Annotated in this window: 14 protein-coding genes; 8 read left to right on the forward strand and 6 right to left on the reverse strand. The window is 38.3% G+C overall.

Annotated features, from left to right (window positions below):
* The first annotated feature begins 114 nt into the window (after nucleotides 1-114).
* Nucleotides 115-333 carry a hypothetical protein gene (locus BC008_RS17830; RefSeq protein ID WP_058183742.1) on the forward strand — a complete coding sequence of 73 codons (219 nt, stop codon included), beginning with the start codon at nucleotides 115-117 and terminating at the stop codon, nucleotides 331-333.
* Nucleotides 334-437: 104 nt separating this feature from the next.
* Here the strand turns inward: BC008_RS17830 and ribD are convergent, their stop codons facing one another.
* The 4 genes from ribD to BC008_RS17850 form a co-directional block, all read right to left on the reverse strand.
* Complete coding sequence (gene ribD, locus BC008_RS17835) at nucleotides 438-1,505, reverse strand: bifunctional diaminohydroxyphosphoribosylaminopyrimidine deaminase/5-amino-6-(5-phosphoribosylamino)uracil reductase RibD (RefSeq protein WP_235595889.1); 1,068 nt, start codon at nucleotides 1,503-1,505, stop codon at nucleotides 438-440.
* A 532-nt stretch (nucleotides 1,506-2,037) separates the two neighbouring features.
* Entirely contained in the window at nucleotides 2,038-2,619 is a 582-nt protein-coding gene (gene mreD, locus BC008_RS17840) for a rod shape-determining protein MreD (RefSeq protein WP_058183743.1), read from the reverse strand.
* 88 nt (nucleotides 2,620-2,707) lie between these two features.
* Nucleotides 2,708-3,493 (reverse strand): rod shape-determining protein MreC, encoded by a 786-nt coding sequence (mreC, locus tag BC008_RS17845; protein WP_027844291.1) that lies wholly within the window; start codon nucleotides 3,491-3,493, stop codon nucleotides 2,708-2,710.
* 126 nt (nucleotides 3,494-3,619) lie between these two features.
* Nucleotides 3,620-4,627 carry a rod shape-determining protein gene (locus tag BC008_RS17850; protein WP_027844292.1) on the reverse strand — a complete coding sequence of 336 codons (1,008 nt, stop codon included), beginning with the start codon at nucleotides 4,625-4,627 and terminating at the stop codon, nucleotides 3,620-3,622.
* A gap of 369 nt (nucleotides 4,628-4,996) precedes the next feature.
* Here BC008_RS17850 and BC008_RS17855 point away from each other — a divergent pair, with 369 nt between their 5' ends.
* A complete protein-coding gene (locus BC008_RS17855) occupies nucleotides 4,997-5,359 on the forward strand; it encodes a single-stranded DNA-binding protein (RefSeq protein ID WP_027844293.1) in 363 nt (120 codons plus the stop codon).
* Nucleotides 5,360-6,375: 1,016 nt separating this feature from the next.
* Here the strand turns inward: BC008_RS17855 and BC008_RS17860 are convergent.
* Nucleotides 6,376-7,158, reverse strand: a complete 783-nt coding sequence (locus BC008_RS17860; RefSeq protein ID WP_027841057.1) for an SIMPL domain-containing protein — start codon at nucleotides 7,156-7,158, stop codon at nucleotides 6,376-6,378.
* Nucleotides 7,159-7,402: 244 nt separating this feature from the next.
* On the opposite strand from BC008_RS17860, the gene BC008_RS17865 reads away from it, so the two are divergent.
* The 5 genes from BC008_RS17865 to murI all read left to right on the forward strand — a co-directional run bounded on the left by BC008_RS17865 (nucleotide 7,403) and on the right by murI (nucleotide 16,393).
* Entirely contained in the window at nucleotides 7,403-7,816 is a 414-nt protein-coding gene (locus BC008_RS17865; protein WP_027841056.1) for an EVE domain-containing protein, read from the forward strand.
* Nucleotides 7,817-7,942: 126 nt separating this feature from the next.
* On the forward strand, nucleotides 7,943-9,403 hold the full coding sequence (locus BC008_RS17870) for a cation:proton antiporter (protein ID WP_027841055.1): 1,461 nt from the start codon (nucleotides 7,943-7,945) through the stop codon (nucleotides 9,401-9,403).
* 990 nt (nucleotides 9,404-10,393) lie between these two features.
* Nucleotides 10,394-12,313, forward strand: coding sequence for an N-acetylmuramoyl-L-alanine amidase (locus tag BC008_RS17875; RefSeq protein ID WP_027841054.1), 1,920 nt, complete (start codon nucleotides 10,394-10,396; stop codon nucleotides 12,311-12,313).
* A 1,163-nt stretch (nucleotides 12,314-13,476) separates the two neighbouring features.
* Nucleotides 13,477-15,372: an N-acetylmuramoyl-L-alanine amidase gene (locus tag BC008_RS17880; protein ID WP_027841053.1), complete on the forward strand. Its 1,896-nt coding sequence runs from the start codon at nucleotides 13,477-13,479 to the stop codon at nucleotides 15,370-15,372.
* Between the two features lie 139 nt (nucleotides 15,373-15,511).
* Complete coding sequence (gene murI, locus BC008_RS17885; protein WP_027841052.1) at nucleotides 15,512-16,393, forward strand: glutamate racemase; 882 nt, start codon at nucleotides 15,512-15,514, stop codon at nucleotides 16,391-16,393.
* A 576-nt stretch (nucleotides 16,394-16,969) separates the two neighbouring features.
* Here the strand turns inward: murI and BC008_RS50560 are convergent.
* A complete protein-coding gene (locus tag BC008_RS50560; RefSeq protein ID WP_201026141.1) occupies nucleotides 16,970-17,131 on the reverse strand; it encodes a hypothetical protein in 162 nt (53 codons plus the stop codon).
* 1,234 nt (nucleotides 17,132-18,365) lie between these two features.
* On the opposite strand from BC008_RS50560, the gene sds reads away from it, so the two are divergent.
* The gene (sds, locus tag BC008_RS17890; RefSeq protein WP_027841051.1) at nucleotides 18,366-19,337 is read left to right on the forward strand and encodes a solanesyl diphosphate synthase; all 972 of its coding nucleotides are present in this window, start codon (nucleotides 18,366-18,368) and stop codon (nucleotides 19,335-19,337) included.
* Nucleotides 19,338-19,397 lie beyond the last annotated feature (60 nt).

Below are 19,397 nucleotides of genomic sequence, written 5' to 3' on the forward strand. Positions count from 1 at the left end.
AATATATTAAGTTTTCCATAATAGTTGCTGCATGTTATATATTTAGTCCTGAATTTTATGTCAGAGTTGTGTATCCTGGAATGGATTTGAAACTAATAGTGAAATGGAGGAATAATGAACCCCAAAATGATGCGTCTGTTATGGTCTGTAATTGAAACAAGTCAGACCAAGACGCTTTTACAATTAGATGACGCTAGCTTGGTACAATGGCTGCTTAAACAAACTACAGATCGAGCATTCTTAGATTGCCGTGAAACAGATTATTTGAGCGACTATATCCAATCTCGCTTACCTTTAATTCGCGATATAGCCCGCGAACGTCAGTATTGTTAAAGTATGTTCTTAAACTTAAGTAACAATAAAACTTAAGTGACAATACAATAGCAGTCGAAGAATAGTATCCAAACAAGAGCAGTTGATATCGATTGAAATAACAGCTAAGTTAATTGAGGCAAATAACCTTCAATTAATAAGTCAGAATCTACTAATTTGACTGTGACACGTTCTAATTGTAATGCTTCCGTCATCGCAGCAAATCCCAATTCACCTACCGGAGTAGGAGCATCAGAGCCACCAATAATTTTTGGTGCAATAAATGCTAGAACTTTTTGTACAGCACCTTGAGTGATGGCATTAGCAGCCAAGATTCCTCCACATTCCCATAGTACGCTGCAAAAACCACGTTCGTATAAAAACGCCATTGCTACACTGGGTGTAAGTGGTGTTAGTTCCACAACCTCCACCCCTTTATTTTGTAAGAATTCTTTGAACTCGGAATTAGCTCCTACTTCCGTCAATACCAGAGTAGGAGCTTCGCGAATATCCCACAAATTTGCACTGGAAGGTAAATTAAGATTGCGACTCATTACCACTCGTAAAGGGTTATGCACTTGAGCTTGATGGCTGGTTAAATAGGGATTATCTTGTCTAACTGTATTACCACCAACTATTACTGCATCACAGCCTACCCGTAATTTATGTACTCGCTTTCTTGCTGCAGTATTAGTAATCCAATTACTATGACCTTTAGATGTGGCAATTTTCCCGTCCAAAGTCATGGCATATTTCAAAATTCCTAATGGTTTTTTGTAGCGAATGCGATGGATAAAACCCTCATTTAGTTTTTGACAAGCTTCTTCTTCTACCCCTACGACAACTTCTATTCCTGCTGAACGCAGACGAGCAATTCCACCTGCAGCAACTAAGGGGTTGGGATCGACCATTCCTACCACAACTTTTGACACCCCAGCAGCTATCAACGCTTCAGAACAAGGTGGCGTGCGTCCATAATGATTGCAAGGTTCAAGATTAACGTAAACAGTTGCCCCCCGGGCATTTTCGCCAGCATCTCTAAGAGCAAAAACTTCAGCATGAGGTTCTCCAGCTTTTGGATGAAATCCTTCGCCAATAATTTCTCCATTTTTAACTATTACTGCCCCTACCATTGGATTTGGTGAAGTGCATCCCAAAGCATGACGAGCAAGTTCTAAGCATCGTTGCATCATTTTTCGGTCAAAATTGTCAAAATCATTCAAAGATTTATTAATCAATTGCTGCTTTTCGTCATTATCTTTACCTATCGGTATATTTGGTTGTTCAACCATCGGGTTACGATCCGTCTTTCAATTAGTAAACACTTTGAATGTATAGCAATTTGAACTTGCACAGAAATATTAGCGATCAATTATCGAATCCCATTGATTGCGCGTTGGATATCATTTGTTAATTATTGGAAAAATGAATCTTTTGCTCAATGCTCAAATAGCCAGTATGGGGCTACGTGCAAGATAGGGCAGGGCTACGTGCAGTCAAAATACAAACTATGGTTATACAATACCTACGTTATGCTGTACCAGCTAAATGCTTATCCGTAGAAATTTAACGACGTAAAAATAGTTGGGCGCGCAGTAAGACGATCAAAAAAAACTAAGAGTGAGGGTTGATTAATAGAGAAAGTAAAGCACTTTGTAGCACCTCACCACTTAAATCTGTATTTGTAATATTGAATACTTACTAGCAAGTATGCATTCATTATTTTTAAGGCTGCTCAGCTAATTTAACTTTTTGCCACCAATTATTAAGTGGGAAATATACAACAGGAGCCCACAAACTACTAAGAATTGCAGAAGCTAAAACAACCTTCTGATAGTAAGTCCAAATACTTTCTAAGTGACGATTGCTCATCCAAATCATTTGTGACGCAAAAATAGTTTCACTTAGAACTGACATCCCAAATACAATTAAAGCAATAGAAATAAAATCTTCTTGAATAAATCTTTGTTTCTGAAATAAACCGGTAAGTAAACCTACAATTCCTAAACTTAAAGCATGGGTTGGCTCAGGTGATGTCATCCCATCTTGAAGTAAACCCAATATAATTCCAGCAAATGCACCTTGTAATGCAGGTCGCTTTACACTCCAAGCTACCACCCAAATTAATAACCAATTAGGTGCAATCCCCAATAATTGCATTCCTGGAAGGCGACTGGGTAACAACATTAAACATATTAATACCGACCCAATAATGACTGACCAATCTAATAGTTGACGCAAACGGGGGTCCCAACTAGATAGGGATTTTCTTTGACGCTCAAATCTACGTCGTTTCGATTTTGGCATTGAGGATTTTCGTGGCTTTCGCCTTATCCGTCGCCGTAGTACATTTTTGAAGTTCATTGTTTTGGATTAAGGCGTACACAAACAATATTTATTGAGGTTTGTCTGATTTATTTTTAGTTGCTTTGGAGTACACCATCACCCAATCAAGAGAACTTATCGGTGGAGATAATTCCACAATAGCAACTGATGCTGGTAATCTTTTCAAATCTAGAGACTTAATTTTTCCCACACCTAGACCTGGAGGAAATTTCTGGGAATAAGTCGATGTTGTGATAAAGTCACCAATTTTGACGTTAGGGACTTTTTCATAAAATTCAAGTTCAGCCTCTCCTGTAGAAGAGTTTCCTCTTAAAACACCTTTAGCAGCAGTACGATCAATAGTAACGCCCACCCGAGAACTGGAATCGCTGATTAGTAATACTCGACTAGTGTTGGGAGTAACATTGTCTATAATACCGACAAGTCCACCTTCCGCCTTAACTATATAATCTTTTTGAATTCCATCAGCACTACCGCGATTCAAGATTACTTGCTGCCACCAATTATCCGCACTACGTCCTACCACACGAGCTAAAATTGGTTTTGATGTTAAAGAACTTTTCTCTACATACTTCAATAAACTTTTTAACTTTTGATTTTGAGTTTGAAGTGTAATTATTCGATTTTGCAATTCCTCAATTCTGCGGTCATTTTTTTGACTCTTTTCTAAGGATGTTGGTTTTTGTAATATCTCCAAAGGGCGATTAATTAGTTGATATAGTTCCAACAAAAAACTACCTTGAGTTTCTCTTACCATCCAGGTAATTGCTAAAATCAAGGTTATTATTCCTACTTGTAAACCCCTGCGTCCCCACCACCGACGTAACGTAAACATATATACCTTTTTTATATAAAATCTAATTAATTTCGGCCAGTTAATTCAAGCTAGATAGTTTGTAGCAATAAGTCTATGATATCGGATCCCTTCATGGGACCCAATATCTTGAAACCATATTTAAAACTACATGCTCCGGGACCGAGCACTGAAAACCCGTTCTAGCTGTTTAAAGTTTTCTAAAACCCGACCTGTTCCTAAAACTACACAACTCAGAGGATCTGCTGCAACATGTGTAACAATTCCTGTTTCATGGCTGATTAGAGTATCTAAGCCCTTAAGCAAAGCACCACCACCAGCAAGCATGATACCCCGGTCGATAATATCTGCAGCTAACTCCGGAGGAGTACGCTCTAAAGTCCGCTTCACAGCTTCAATAATTACTGAAAGTGGCTCAGACATACTTTCGCGCATTTCCGGCCCCTTAATTGTAACAGTCCGTGGTAAGCCAGATAACAAATGCAAACCCCTGACGTCCATGATTGCTTCTTCATCATCTTGGGTGGGATATGCAGAACCAATTCGAATTTTAATATCTTCAGCAGTTCTTTCCCCAATTACCAAATTATGGACTTTTTTCATATACTGGACAATAGCTTCGGTCAATTCATCACCGGCTATACGTACAGACTCGCTTAGTACGGTACCTTGCAAACTCAATACAGCAACTTCTGTTGTACCGCCACCAATATCAATAATCATATTGCCAGTCGGTTCGGCTACTGGAAGTCCAGCACCGATCGCAGCTGCAACAGGTTCATCAATTAAATAAACCTCTCTTGCACCTGCTTGAGAAGCAGCATCCATTACAGCTCGTCTTTCGACCCCTGTTACACCACTGGGAATGCCAATGACGATGCGAGGTAAAACTAAAGACTTACCTTCATTTACGCGCTGGATAAAGTTTTTTAACATTAACTCGGCTGTATCGAAGTCAGCGATTACACCATCGCGCAAGGGGCGGAGGGCAACCACATTTCCAGGCGTCCGACCGAGCATTTTTTTTGCATCTTCACCTACTGCCAATGCCACTTTTTCATCTCGATCAATGGCAACAACAGAAGGCTCTTGAAGCACGATACCTTTACCAGATACGTAAACGAGGGTGTTCGCGGTACCCAAATCGATACCCATATCCCGCGATAAGGAAAATTTACTGAAAAGACCCACGCGATTTTTCGCCCCCTATTTTCGATACTTTTTAACTACGACCGTAAGAGAGAATTTGGCTGGATTCTATTACGTTTTCTATCCCGAGTCTAGTAAAGCAGACCATATTTTTATATAACTTTGGGGTGCCTTAACTTTACTTGGGGTTATTTGTCGATCTTCTTAGATTGTTTCAGTATATCCGTATAATTTTGTGCTATGCGCAGAATCATTTTTATCATCTTTTGGAGGTACTTCGCCGTTTAATTTCTTACACAATCGTAATTGTTTCTTTATTCGCTACAATTTAGTTTTATCAATCTTATAGTATTTTTGTACTGCAAGTCGTGAGTTATGAGTATTAATGTTGTAACCCTGGTGGGTCGTGTAGGTGGCGAACCCGACATGAAATATTTTGAATCAGGTAGTGTAAAGTGTCGGCTTACACTAGCAGTTAGAAGGCGTTCTCGTAACGCTGAAGAACCAGATTGGTTTAATTTGGAACTTTGGGGTAAAACAGCAGAAGTAGCTGGTAATTATGTGAAAAAGGGTACTTTAATTGGAATTAAAGGTTCTTTAAAATTTGATACATGGAAAGATAGAAACACAGGTGCAGATCGTTCTTCACCAATTATCCTAGTCGATCAACTCGATCTACTTGGTTCCAAACGTGATGCGGAAGCAGCAATGATGGACGGTAGCCCAGATCATTTTTAGGTATTGGGTATTGGGTATTAGGGACTGGGGATTAGGTGAGGAATTGATTTTGTGTTTTCTGATTAGTAGTCTCAAATTAATAATCTCGATATGACGCTATTGCCACAACGTGGTCTGCTAATGCTAATTCCAAATCCCCAGTCCCAAATCGCCATATGACGCTGTCGCGTCACGCTATGACTAACGTCACGCTATGACTAACGTCACGCTATGACTAACGTCACGCTATGACTAACGTCACGCTATGACTAACGTCACGCTATGACTAACGTCACGCTATGACTAACGTCACGCTATGACTAACGTCACGCTATGACTAACGTCACGCTATGACTAACGTCACGCTATGACTAACGTCACGCTATGACTAACGTCACGCTATGACTAACGTCACGCTATGACTAACGTCACGCTATGACTAACGTCACGCTATGACTAACGTCACGCTATGACTAACGTCACGCTATGACTAACGTCACGCTATGACTAACGTCACGCTATGACTAACGTCACGCTATGACTAACGTCACGCTATGACTAACGTCACGCTATGACTAACGTCACGCTATGACTAACGTCACGCTATGACTAACGTCACGCTATGACTAACGTCACGCTATGACTAACGTCACGCTATGACTAACGTCACGCTATGACTAACGTCACGCTATGACTAACGTCACGCTATGACTAACGTCACGCTATGACTAACGTCACGCTATGACTAACGTCACGCTATGACTAACGTCACGCTATGACTAACGTCACGCTATGACTAACGTCACGCTATGACTAACGTCACGCTATGACTAACGTCACGCTATGACTAACGTCACGCTATGACTAACGTCACGCTATGACTAACGTCACGCTATGACTAACGTCACGCTATGACTAACGTCACGCTATGACTAACGTCACGCTATGACTAACGTCACGCTATGACTAACGTCACGCTATGACTAACGTCACGCTTCGCTAACGCTAACGCTAACGCTAACGCTAACCCCAATAATTTAATAACTAATTTGCAATGTTACAGTTGCTTCAACCTTCTGTTCGCCGCCGATTATAGGAGTTCTGGAAGCATCAGCAGATGTCGCCTGTGCAAATGCTGACTCACCTCGAAATATGGGCGGAACTTGAGCCTTAGCATTATCAACCTCAATACCAACTATTTCTTTGGAACTTAAGCCTAAGGATGCTAGGACAGCATTTGCTTGCTCTCGAGCATCTTGTGTTGCTTCTTTGAGCGCTTGTTTCTTTGCCTCACTAATCATTGCCTCTGGAGCTATAAATCTAATACCATCAATTCTTGTCGCTCCAGACTTTACTGCTAGATCCAAAATTTGCCCAGCTTTTTCTGTAGCGATTTGAAAGCTTACTGTGTTGGTTGCACTATATCCAGTGAGTCGTCTGATATTGTCCTTGAAACTGTAAACTGGATTGAGACTTATCCCACTAGTTGTAAGTTTTTCAACTTGCTGAGATTGTAAAAGTTTTACTACAGCTTGGGAACGACGGGCAGCTTCTCGTTGGACTTCTTGGGCTACTTTTCCTTGAACCTCAACTCCCAAATTTATTTGGGATAGTGTTGCTGCAATTTCTTCAACACCCTGTCCTCTAACAGTAAGGGTTCGTAGCCTTTTCGGTGGAGTTTGTCCCACTACAGGTTGGGCTAGAATAGCTCCCCATAGCAAAATTAGACTAAAACCTTGAAAACTGAATCTTTGCAAACTGAAGCCTTGGAAAAAATTTTTAGTTTTCAATGAATACTTTGTCGAAGTACATTTACTCATAAAAACTAACACTCCTCAGAAATAAAAATGAAATGCTCAATTTTTTATATTTAATTAATTAATAAATACATTAACAATCGTAATTAATTACTGATATTTTGTCAGTCATTTTAAAAAAACGATGTTTAAAAATCTTCTTCAAAAAATATGCTTCAAAAAAATTATGCATTCAATAATAAATATTTATGCCTGAAACAATCAATAGAGAATACCAGATTTACATTTAATTTTTAGGAGATTTTTTATGGCTTACTGGCTAATGAAAACCGAACCCGATGAATATTCATATACTGATTTGGAACAAGAGGGAACTACAGTTTGGAATGGAGTTAAAAACGCTTTAGCCCTGAAGCATTTACGTAATATGTCATCCGGTGACTTAGTTTTTATATATCATACAGGCAAACAAAGACAGATAATTGGATTAGCAGAGGTTGTAAGTCAACCTTATCCAGACCCCGCGCTGAATGATAGCAAGCGAGTAGTAGTGGACATCAGGGTAATAAAAAGGATTTCTCAACCATTAACCTTGAAAAAAATCAAGGAAAGTAATCTTTTTAAAGACTTTGATTTATTAAGATTACCAAGGCTTTCCGTGCTCCCCGTATCAGAGTCTTATTGGGATCTTATATTGAAGTTAGCAAAGACTAATAATTGATTTCTGGTGAGAGTTGTAAATTTTGTTCGTAATTATTTCCAATTAACTAGTAAATTAAAGAAAGGGATTTCCGATAATTATCTTCAATAAACTTGTAAATTAAAGAAAGGGATTTTCGCAAAAGTAATGGTGTTGAATTTAATCACTTTCTCGTCTTCCTTACTAGCAACAGAAACAGAGGCACCAGAAAGCTCGCTGGTAGTAGCAGGAGTACTACTAAGTTTAGTCATAGTGTATTTCGCTAGCAAAATTGGTGGTGAATTATCTAATCGTGCAGGCTTACCTGCAGTATTAGGAGAACTTGTTGGTGGTGTAGTAGTCGGTATTTCTGTACTGCATTTGTTAGTATTTCCTGAATCTGGGGCTGATAGTTCTAGCTCTTTGATTATTTCTTTTCTTGAGACAACAACCAAACTTACTCCAGAAAGTGCGGAGAATTTATTTCAAGCCCAGTCCGAGGTTATTTCTGTTTTATCAGAATTGGGTGTGATTATTCTCTTGTTTGAAATTGGTTTGGAGTCCAATCTTAAAGAACTATTAGCTGTAGGTATGCAGGCTTCTGTAGTTGCAATAATCGGGGTAACTGTTCCCTTTGCTGCAGGTACTGCAGGGCTAATGATGTTGTTCGGAATTTCGGCAGTACCGGCAATTTTTGCTGGCGCTGCGCTGACCGCAACCAGTATTGGTATAACTTCCAAGGTACTCTCAGAAATCGGGCAGCTCAATACCAAAGAAGGACAAATTATTTTGGGAGCTGCAGTTATCGATGATGTTCTGGGAATTATTGTCCTAGCTGTAGTTGCTAGCCTTGCTAAAACCGGGGAAGTAGATGTAGCTAATGTTGTCTTCTTGATTATTAGCGCCAGTACTTTTCTTTTGGGAGCGATCGCTTTGGGTAACGTTTTCAATAATTCCTTTGTGGCGGTTGTTGAAAGACTTAAAACCAGAGGTGAATTAGTTATCCCAGCGTTTATCTTCGCTTTTGTTATGGCATACCTTGCCGCTGCTGTACAATTAGAAGCCATCTTGGGAGCTTTTGCTGCTGGCTTGGTTTTGGAAGAAACAGACAAGCGCAAAGAACTGCAAAAACAAATCATTCCTATTGCTGATATTTTAGTGCCAATTTTCTTTGTCACAGTAGGGGCGCAAACTGATTTACGAGTTTTGAATCCAGCCATTCCTAGTAACCGTGAAGGTTTTATTATGGCGGTTTTCCTGATTGTAGTTGCGATTCTCGGTAAAGTAATTACAGGCTTCAGTGTTTTTGGCGAAGCAAAAGTCAACCGTTTGGCAATTGGTGTGGGGATGATTCCTCGTGGTGAAGTCGGTTTGGTATTTTTGGGTATTGGTTCCGCTACTGGCGTACTTTCAGAACCTTTAGAAGCAGCTATCATTTTGATGGTTATTCTAACGACTTTTCTTGCCCCCCCCTTACTACGGTTTGTATTTCCCCAGGAAGACAAATTGGCAACTTCCACTCCTGGAAATTTAGGAGAATCTATGGTTATGGAAACATCCAATTCAATGGTTCCAGCGTCAAGCGATACCGTAATATCGGATTCCTCCTCCAGTTCTGGTAATGGTTAATTTTCTCAAAGATTAACCGATTCATTGCTTGAATTAGTTTCCTTATCCCCACCTTGTAGTGGGGATAAAAGCACCAAATAATTTATTGTTAAATATTTTTTGCGCGTGTGTTGTGTATTTGGTCGTACTTAGTGATACTAAACTTTTATAGCATCGTCCGCATTAATTACTCTCGAGGCAAATTTAAAATTTGGAATAACTGACTATGAAGAAAAATTAGCTGTAAAATTTGGGGGAAAACAGAAAAAGCATGTATAATATATTTCTTATTGAAGTTGGATAAAACACGTAATTTAATATAACTCCTATTAATTTCTTCTATAAATTGAAATTGCATAACTTCATTGAAGTAATAGAGCCCCTTGAATGATAAAAACGATCGCAGAAATGAGCCAGCAACAATCCAGCACAAAAATGCAGAAACTTATACGGCTTCATTTTCGTCCCCTAGAAATATAAATTTTAGGAGTTTTTTTAAATTATTGGCAAGATAGCTGGCAAGATAACTATTATTATTTATTTTTGTCCTTTAGCTCTTCACAAAGTCAATTGTGGTGATATTTGTTTGGGATAATTCAGGATTTGCATCCGCACATCGTTGTCATATTGATTGATAGCGGATATTTTTGACACGGTGCATCGATAGCCATAACCGTACATCCGACAAAAACAAGATGCAAAATAAAGCTTTTTGATTGGGATGTACTGCAGCAGTCACCTCTATCCGTCAAATTTTGGTGTAATCTGATGCTTGTTAAACCGCATTTTCTCGCAAAAAATACATGAATATCCCAAGTCATGCTAAAATTTGACGCCAATGGCTGCGTCTAGGTGCGGGCGCGAAACAATGCATGTGGCACTGAAAATACTTCTTCGTAGTCTTTTACTACGATTAAGAGAATTTTTATCCAAGAATTAGGTCTGAGCGGTAATAATCTTAAGCCACTAAATTGTAATCGCTCTCATAAATGCAAATCAGGAGAAAGCACTGTGAAATTACACTGGTTGATACCTGGTACTCTTTTAACTGTTTCCCTACTATCGTCGCCTGCGGATGCAGCAAAACTGCAGTCTTGGCGTTTTGATGCCAATTTAAATCAGTTAGAAATCAATACTGATGGTGCTGTTCAACCTAAAGCACAATTGATTTTCAATCCCACGCGGTTAGTCATCGATTTACCGGGAGTTAAGTTTGGGCGTCCACAATTAAGAAAACCTGTGGGTGGTGCAGTTCGTACTGTCCGTATTGGTCAATTTAACAAAGAAACAACTCGAATTGTTGTAGAACTTACTCCTGGCTACACATTAGATCCTTCTAAAGTGAAGTTCACAGGAAAAACTCCTAAAAAGTGGATGGTGCAGTTACCAACCCCACAACTGGAAAAGATAAATTCTTCTGCAACAAATGACATTAACGTTGCTGCTCGAAAAAATAGCCGTTCCTCGGTAAAAGGAACTGTAATCAATCGTTCGCAAATTGCCCAAGGTACAACTCAAGGTAAAACTCAAATTCAAAGTTTGCGAGTTACAGGAGATGGGTTATTCCTTCGCACTAGTGGTGGTAGACCAAGTGTGAGAATAAGCCGTAGTAGGGACAAAAAAACTATCGATCTTGAGATTCGCGGCGCACAGCTATCGCCAAATTTAAAAGAACGCGAACAACAAATTAATCGTTACGGCGTTAGTAGTGTTGAATTTTCCCAATCGGAATCAGATCCCTCACGGGTAAAAATGAGATTGAAGGTGAACAAGAACAGTCCCGACTGGCGAGCAACAGTGAGCAGTTTTGGGGGAATAATCATTCTTCCAACTCGTAGAGTGGGAAATCTTCCTAGCCCTCGCATACCTTCAAAAACTCCCAAACCTATTGTTACCCGAAACCCATCACCAAGAAGACCTGTTAGACCTGTCAGACCTATACTTCCACCTAATAGTTCTCTAGCGACGATTAAATCTGTAGAATTGGTTGATGATGGCGAAAAGCTGGAGATTAAAGGCGATCGCAATTTATTTGCTAGCACTACTAGTTGGGATAGGAAAACAGCTATGTTTCTTATCACCATACCCAACGCGCGTTTAGATTCTTCAGTAAGAGGGATTGGCTTCAAACCCAACAGTTCAGTCTTGCGGGTAAGTTTAAAGCAAGAAAATGCGAATACTGTGGGAGTTTATGTCTTACCTGCTTCGCGGACACAGGTTGGTCGTCTGAATACCAGAGGTAAAAAATTAAGTTTAGAGCTAGGAAAAGCACGGCGTATTACACCTCCAATTGCTTTACCACCACTTCCTAGACCAAACCCGATATCATCCCCAGGAAGACAAATTTCTCCACCTTCAGGAAGAACTACACCTGCGAGACGTCCAAATCCTAGAGGACGGGTTGTAGTGATTGTCGATCCAGGACATGGTGGTAAAGATCCGGGTGCAATTGGAATTGGTGGATTGCGAGAGAAAGATGTAATTCTACCAATTAGTCAAAAAGTTGCAGAAATCTTGGAGAAAAATGGTGTCCAAGCCATTCTTACTCGTAAATCTGACTACTTTGTTAGTTTGAAAGGAAGAGTACAGCTAGCAGAACGAGCGAACGCAAATGTTTTTGTTAGTATTCACGCTAATTCTTTAGGTCGGAGCCGTCCCGATATCAGTGGCTTGGAAGTTTATTATTACAATAGTGGCTATGGCTTAGCTCAAAGCGTTCGTAAACGTATTTTAAAAACGGTCAATGTACGCGATCGCAGGGTTAGAAAAGCTAGATTTTACGTGCTTAGGAAATCCTCAATGCCTGCTATTTTAGTAGAAACGGGTTATGTAACAGGTCGGGAAGATGCTGCAAAACTACGACAGCAATGGTATCGAAATAAAATGGCAGAAGGAATTGCCCGTGGTATACTCGATTACCTAAAGCGTTGATAGATGGTTAAATTTTGTCATCATTCCAAAAGTGAAGATAACAAATTGAGTACATTTGATTTTTATTCAACACAAGTGTTTATTTTTAATCAATTAACAGGGAGGAATATTTCATCTTAAAAATAAAAATATCGAAATCCTTTCCTCTTTTACTTTGCGAGGAAAGGTATTGCAGATTTAAGTAAGTTTATACACACTTAAATCTTACAAATATAAACATTTAGATGCTCACAACTAAAGCTTTTCTCTTCAAGGAAAAGCCTTCATCTAAGATGAGTTGAGTCAAAAATTTTTAAGGTTATACAGTTTTAATTTCAAAGTAGTTAAACCTTTAAGGCGGCTTTCATGAAGTCACCTCAATTAGTTAGTGTTTTTGTACTAATAAAATTTTGTTTTTCCTAACTTAAAAACCAATGATTTCTTAAATTATTGAGTTGGAAAAATTTGTATATCCAATGCATTATTTATAATAATAGGAATCCGATTTGAATTTTAAAAACATACTGAGATTCAAAAGTCTATTTTATAAGGGCTGTTGGTAAAAATCTTTTCAAGAATCAAGTATGATTCCTATAGTAAAATATGATAAAGGTCTAATTAACTAGTTATTTGCTAGGTGTGTTTGAGTAATAAGTAAATGTGTGAACATTATTAGCAAAATTATCAGTAAATTTTCAAAACTTTATAAAAAAAACATGGAGCATATACTCAAATCGGTAAAGAATGAGTCTATGTAAGTATAATGCGATTACAATAGCCCAAGCGAATACAAGTATAGTTCAGGGTACACCTATTGAGGTCTAATGCTACAAAATTACTCTACAGATTTAGAACGTGTGAATTTTGTCCTTTTTTATGGTTGAGGCTTTTAGTTCTTAAAAGACATCAGTTTATTTAACTTGCGAAAGTTAACTTGCAGAAATTTAAACAGTTCAACTTAAGTAAATAATAATACTATAATTTATTTAAAATTTCCGATTCAAAAACACCAATTCATATTTGTGTAGCCTCAAAGTATAGCCTAGAAACTATTTTTTAGGTACAAGGTATATAAGGTATGGCTTCATCATACACTTGATACTTGTAAATCCTGGTGTCTTTTTTTACAGGAAATAAATATATAATCTATTAACATTTATGAATGCGATTCAGGAGAAAGCACGGTGAAATTACACTGGTTAGGATCTGGTACTATTTTGGCTACCTTGATGCTAGCATCACCAGTCCGCGCGGGTAAGCTACAATCTTGGAACTTCAATCCCAGTAGAAACAGCTTAGAAATTTATACATCTGATGCTGTTCAACCAGAAGCACAGCTAGTATTTAACCCAACAAGGTTAGTAATTGATTTACCTGATACAGATTTTATTAGTCCTCAACTGAGACAACCAGTTGGTGGGCGGATTCGTAATATCCGCGTTGCTCAATTTAACCGCGATACAACTAGGATTGTTGTTGAATTGGCTTCTGGTTATACCTTAGATCCGAAACGAGTCCAATTTGTTAGTACCACTCCCAACCGCTGGAAAGTTCAATTACCAGATTTACAACGTCAACAGTTAGAATATTCTACTGCTAATAGTTACGAAAATAACCTGAATCCTAACTATCTCAGTCGTAGTAGTCGAGATATTATTTCTCGCAATCCATCAGATACAGCACAGATTGAAAGTATTAGGGTAACTGGGGATGGATTTTTTATCAGAACAAGTGGCGAAAAAGCAAAAAAAATAAAAGTCAAGCGTAGTCGCAATCGCAAAACAGTATATTTAGAAATTTTTGGTGCAAATTTATCACCTACACTCAGAGAAAAGAATTTTCCTGTAGGCAGACATGGCGTTAGTAATATTGAAATTACCAAAGAAGAAGGTAAAAAATCCAAAGTTCGCTTAGCTTTAAAAGTCGACAAAGAAAGCCCAGATTGGCGAGCAAGTTACAGTAGCAATAATGCTTTGATACTGATACCCAAAAGTCCGATTAGTAAATCATCATTAAATAATAGTTCTCAAACTTCTTCTTTCCTTCTTAATCCTTCTAGTAATTCATCTAAGACTACAACTGACGCCTGGATTAGTAGTAATAAATCCCCAGCAAATATTAAATCTTTGGGATTGAGTGCGATTGGGTCACAATTAATGATTAGAGCAGATCGACCCTTAGCTGCAAAAGGTGGTTGGGATAGAAGAACTGGGCTTTACCGTATTAAGATAACTAATGCGAATCTAGCTGAGAACATTCAAGGTCCACGACTCAACGCTTATAGTCCAATCTTACGGGTACGCTTGCAAAAGCAAGACCCACAAACAGTTCTTATTTTTGTTCAACCAGCCCCCGGGGTTCAAATTGGTAACTTGAACCAACTCAGTCCCGACTTGTTAACTTTAGATTTACAAAGAACTGCTGCTAGACGCCCAAGCACAATATTACCACCACTGCCCAGAAGAAATTCTTCACGCTTTCCTAGATCGGTTCCACCATTAAGACGCTCTTGGTCTCCCCCCAATCGACGATACCAAAATGAAAGATTAGTAGTTATGATTGACCCTGGACATGGTGGTAAAGATCCAGGTGCGATAGGTATTGGAGGATTGCGAGAAAAAGATATTATCTTACCAATTAGTATTAAAGTTTCCCAAATATTGCGGCAGAACGGTATTAGAGCTATTCTTACTCGAAATTCTGATTATTTTGTTAGCCTTCGGGGTAGAGTAGATGTTGCTCAGCGAGCAAATGCCAATATATTTGTGAGTATTCATGCTAATTCCTTAGGCTTAGGTCGTCCTGATGTCAGCGGTTTGGAAGTCTACTATTTTGATAGTGGACTTAGGCTTGCTCAAACTGTCCGCCGAAGTATTCTTAGGAGCGTTAATGTCAGAGATCGAAGAATAAGACGGGCAGGATTTTACGTTTTGAGAAAAACTTCCATGCCAGCAATTTTGATTGAAACAGGTTACGTTACAGGTCGTGAAGACGCTGCGAAATTGCGTAGCGCTCAATATCGAGAACAAATGGCACAAGCTATTGCCAATGGTATTCTTCAATATTTGAAGGGGCGATAACAAGTATATTTACAATTTTTAAATACAGGTGCAGTATTATAAATCGATCTTGGACAAGAGTTTAGCGTGCAATTTAGCATAATTAATTCTGTATTTCACCCAATATCTTATTGCAAAAATATAAACTAAAAAATTACCAGTGTTTTCATCTCAATTTTTGGAAGACAATTTTAGAAATTTTTCTGGTTCGGAATCTCAAACATCTCCCATTGGGATTTTCGATAGTGGGGTCGGTGGTCTGACGGTATTGCGTGAAGTATATTTCCAGCTTCCCCAAGAATCTGTAATTTATTTTGGTGATACTGCTCACTTACCGTATGGTATGCGTTCTCAGAGAGAAATTTTGCAGTTTGTTCGTCAAATTTTGACGTGGATGCAACAGCAAAAAGTCAAAATGGCAATTATGGCTTGCAACACAAGCTCAGCTTTAGCATTGGAAACAGTACGTTCTGAATTTCCCTTTCCAATTCTTGGGATAATTTTACCTGGGGCAAAAGCTGCTGTAGAAAAAGGTAGACGCATAGGAGTAATTGCAACTCTTCCTACCGCTAAAAGTAATGCTTACCGCAATGCAATTGTGGAGATCGATCCCGAAATTCAAGTTTGGCAAGTCAGTTGTCCCGAACTTGTACCGCTAATTGAAGAAAATCGAATTTACGATCCTTATACTACTGAAATCACACGATCTTACATAGAACCTTTACTAAATAACCAAATTGATACTTTGGTATATGGTTGTACTCATTATCCCCATTTAGCACCAGTACTACGAACACTTCTTCCTGATAAAGTCAAACTTGTAGATCCTGCCGCTCATTTAGTCAGAGCTTGCGGTCAAGAATTAGATCTACTCAAAATAAAAAATACTCTTACTGCACAACCAACTCGCTTTGCTGTAAGTGGCTGTCCACAACAATTTGCTCAATCTTGCTTACAGCTTTTGGGTTATACACCAAATGTAGAAGTAGTAGATTTAAACAATATTTCTGTTTGCGACTTACGACAAGATATTACTAGTTAAGATAAGAGCTAATAATTGTAGGAATCAGGCAAATAGATTAATTTTGCCCAACTACTGAAGGCAGGTAAGGGGAGAGGGGGGGCTTACAGGTGTAGGTTTTTTACAGAGGGGGGAGAAAAGAACTTTTTATTATTATTAACCCCTCATAACTTATGTGGTGCAGTGCTACCTTAGCTGAATCTTATGAGGTTAGCGGTCTAGGGTAAGCCTACCAAATCCCTAGGTAGCGCAGCTGGTATGGCATTAAGGTCATACTATAGCTGCACTATCTGCGGATCAGCTTTGCTACAGGCTAGCGACAGGGAGGTAATCTCATAAAACTTACGTTAGACTCGCAATAAAAAATTCCTTTGCGTAAGTCCTGAATTAGTTAATGGATACTTTTATTCAAACTGGACTTACTTATTGATCCTACGTCCAGCTTTGGCAGAATAAGTTTGATATTAGAACAGCAAAAAAGTCATTAGTCGCCCTCTAAATACGCGATTAATGACTTTTTCAATAATCCTAGAATAACTTTTCTATGAATTATCTATGCTGCTTGAATATTTCAAATTATTAATTGGTTTAAACGTACTACTTTAATGCTTCCGACGTCAAAGAGACGTTTTGTTCGGCTTCATCTTCACTAGTCGTAGGAAATCCACTCACTGCAGCTTCCCTTTGGCTTCTTTTTGCCAAGGCTAGCAATAAATAAACTGTGAAAAGATAACCACAAGCCAATATAAAAATCATCATAAGCACCTCCCCGTTACACTTGTTCTCCCAGCACTTCTTGTGTGAAAAATATTAAATTTGCTTTACATAGATAGATTTGCTCAATTTACCGCCGTATTATATGGCACATAAAAGTTTGTGATAGAAAAGAAATAACTTCTCTACCCGAAATTATTAAAAATCAAAGTCTAGTACAGATAATAAATACAGTGAAGGCGTACTTCAGATAGCTAGGCACAAATGAACAATACCTGCAAACTGAAACTAATGTACTATTAAAACTGTATAGAATATAATTTTATCTATCGGCGGGGGCAACCTTAAACTCAAGAAACGACACCAATAAGGTGCTTTCCTATTCAAGGACAGCACAACCCTGCAACCAACAAAACTCACACACCACCACTAGAACTAAATTGTTTAATTATTCTGATTATTACAACAGAATATAAATATTCTCTAGCACCAGATGCACTGAGCACTGCCTGGAGCTCTTAACTATCTCGCGTTCAAGTGACAAAATTAAATCCCTTACATATTAGCCTAACATAAGGAGTTTGATTTTTATGCTAACTGCTTAGCCCATTTTCATATTTTCTTTAGAAAATTTCAAAAGTCTTAAATCAGTTAGCATCTGGTTAAAAACCTATTTCGTAGTAGTCGTATGTTTTGCTTTCTATATTTTATTATTACCTAAAAATAGATACATTTTACTTATGATTCATTTAATACTTTTGATATCTTCACAGTATCTTATTATATTTACACGAAAAAATGATACAGACTTTTTATAAGTTTAGTCGCGTTTGCCAAATCGGGGAAAGTTAATATTAATCACTTACGATTAGCTTTAGGATTTGCTTTTTATTACTTCTGCTCTGACGCATGACCCTTGAAATAAGCAAGCGTTAATCAATGTATTCACTGAAGATACTGAGCAAAATATAATACAGCAATATTTTTACAAAAGTTAATTTTTTGGACGTTAATATTTGTATAGTAGCATAAATGACTTACAGTTTGAGGTGTCGAATTTTGTTATTTCTATTTTTTGAATTATCTGTATAAAAAATCGTAGAGAAGGTAAAATCATTTATTTTTAGTCATATTTGATTTTTTTTATGAATTATAGTTGTTAATTTCAGTTAGTCTTGTGTCAGATAACCCAGTTAATCCTTTGCTGGATTACTAGGTTATCTTAAAATGAATATAGAATATGTAATCTTTCGTAACTTAAACCAGAGCCCGCTCATCGATGACCCCAGCCACATCCCTCTTTTCCCCAGTGGAAACAGATCTGCAAATATTAGCAGATAATCTCAAAGAATTAGTTGGAAATCGCCATCCGATTCTTAAAGCTGCAGCAGAACATTTGTTCAGTGCAGGTGGAAAGCGTATCCGACCAGCGATTGTCCTACTGATATCCAGGGCAACCATGAAAGATAAAGATATTACGCTTCGTCACCGACGTTTAGCTGAAATAACCGAAATGATTCATACAGCAAGCTTGGTGCATGATGATGTTGTTGATGAGTCAGATATCAGGCGTGGCGTATCTACGGTTCATAGCTTGTTCAGTAACCGTATTGCAATACTCGCAGGAGACTTCTTATTTGCTCAATCCTCTTGGTATTTAGCTAACCTAGATAATTTAGAGGTTGTCAAATTACTATCAGAAGTGATTATGGATTTGGCAGATGGGGAGATTCAGCAAGGATTACATCGCTTCAACAGCAGTATTTCCCTGGAGACCTATTTAAATAAAACTTACTATAAAACTGCTTCATTAATAGCTAACAGTTCTAAAGCTGCAGGCTTACTCAGTGGAGTTTCTCAAGAAACAGCAGAGCACTTGTACGCTTATGGCCGTAATCTTGGGTTAGCATTTCAAATTGTTGATGACATTTTAGACTTCACTAGTTCAAGTGATACTCTTGGCAAGCCAGTAGGTTCAGATCTCAAAAGTGGTAATTTGACAGCACCAGTATTATTTGCATTTGAAGAGCAACCATATTTGGAGGTGCTTGTAGAAAGAGAGTTTGCCCAATCTGAGGATTTAGATCGAGCAATTGAGTTAATTAAAAATAGCCAAGGTATAAAACGTGCGCGCGAACTAGCAGCTTATCATGCTAGTGTAGCTGTCGAACATCTCCAAGATATTCCTCCCTCTGAATCTCGTCAAGCGTTAATAAATATGGCTGACTATGTATTGAGTCGGCTTTATTAAAATAGAGAAAATTAACTCCCGCAAATTCAACACCGCATAGCAGTACTTTACCCTAAACCT

Origin of the sequence: Mastigocoleus testarum BC008 (assembly GCF_001456025.1) — a bacterium.
Classification (GTDB): domain Bacteria; phylum Cyanobacteriota; class Cyanobacteriia; order Cyanobacteriales; family Nostocaceae; genus Mastigocoleus; species Mastigocoleus testarum.

Coding starts and splice junctions, on each gene's coding strand:
- ribD (WP_235595889.1), bottom strand. CDS start 1,505: ATGATGCAACGATGCTTAGAACTTGCTCGTCATGCTTTGGGATGCACT.
- mreD (WP_058183743.1), bottom strand. CDS start 2,619: ATGCCAAAATCGAAACGACGTAGATTTGAGCGTCAAAGAAAATCCCTA.
- BC008_RS50560 (WP_201026141.1), bottom strand. CDS start 17,131: ATGATGATTTTTATATTGGCTTGTGGTTATCTTTTCACAGTTTATTTA.
- BC008_RS17855 (WP_027844293.1), top strand. CDS start 4,997: ATGAGTATTAATGTTGTAACCCTGGTGGGTCGTGTAGGTGGCGAACCC.
- BC008_RS17830 (WP_058183742.1), top strand. CDS start 115: ATGAACCCCAAAATGATGCGTCTGTTATGGTCTGTAATTGAAACAAGT.
- sds (WP_027841051.1), top strand. CDS start 18,366: ATGACCCCAGCCACATCCCTCTTTTCCCCAGTGGAAACAGATCTGCAA.
- BC008_RS17870 (WP_027841055.1), top strand. CDS start 7,943: ATGGTGTTGAATTTAATCACTTTCTCGTCTTCCTTACTAGCAACAGAA.
- mreC (WP_027844291.1), bottom strand. CDS start 3,493: ATGTTTACGTTACGTCGGTGGTGGGGACGCAGGGGTTTACAAGTAGGA.
- BC008_RS17865 (WP_027841056.1), top strand. CDS start 7,403: ATGGCTTACTGGCTAATGAAAACCGAACCCGATGAATATTCATATACT.
- BC008_RS17860 (WP_027841057.1), bottom strand. CDS start 7,158: ATGAGTAAATGTACTTCGACAAAGTATTCATTGAAAACTAAAAATTTT.
- BC008_RS17850 (WP_027844292.1), bottom strand. CDS start 4,627: ATGGGTATCGATTTGGGTACCGCGAACACCCTCGTTTACGTATCTGGT.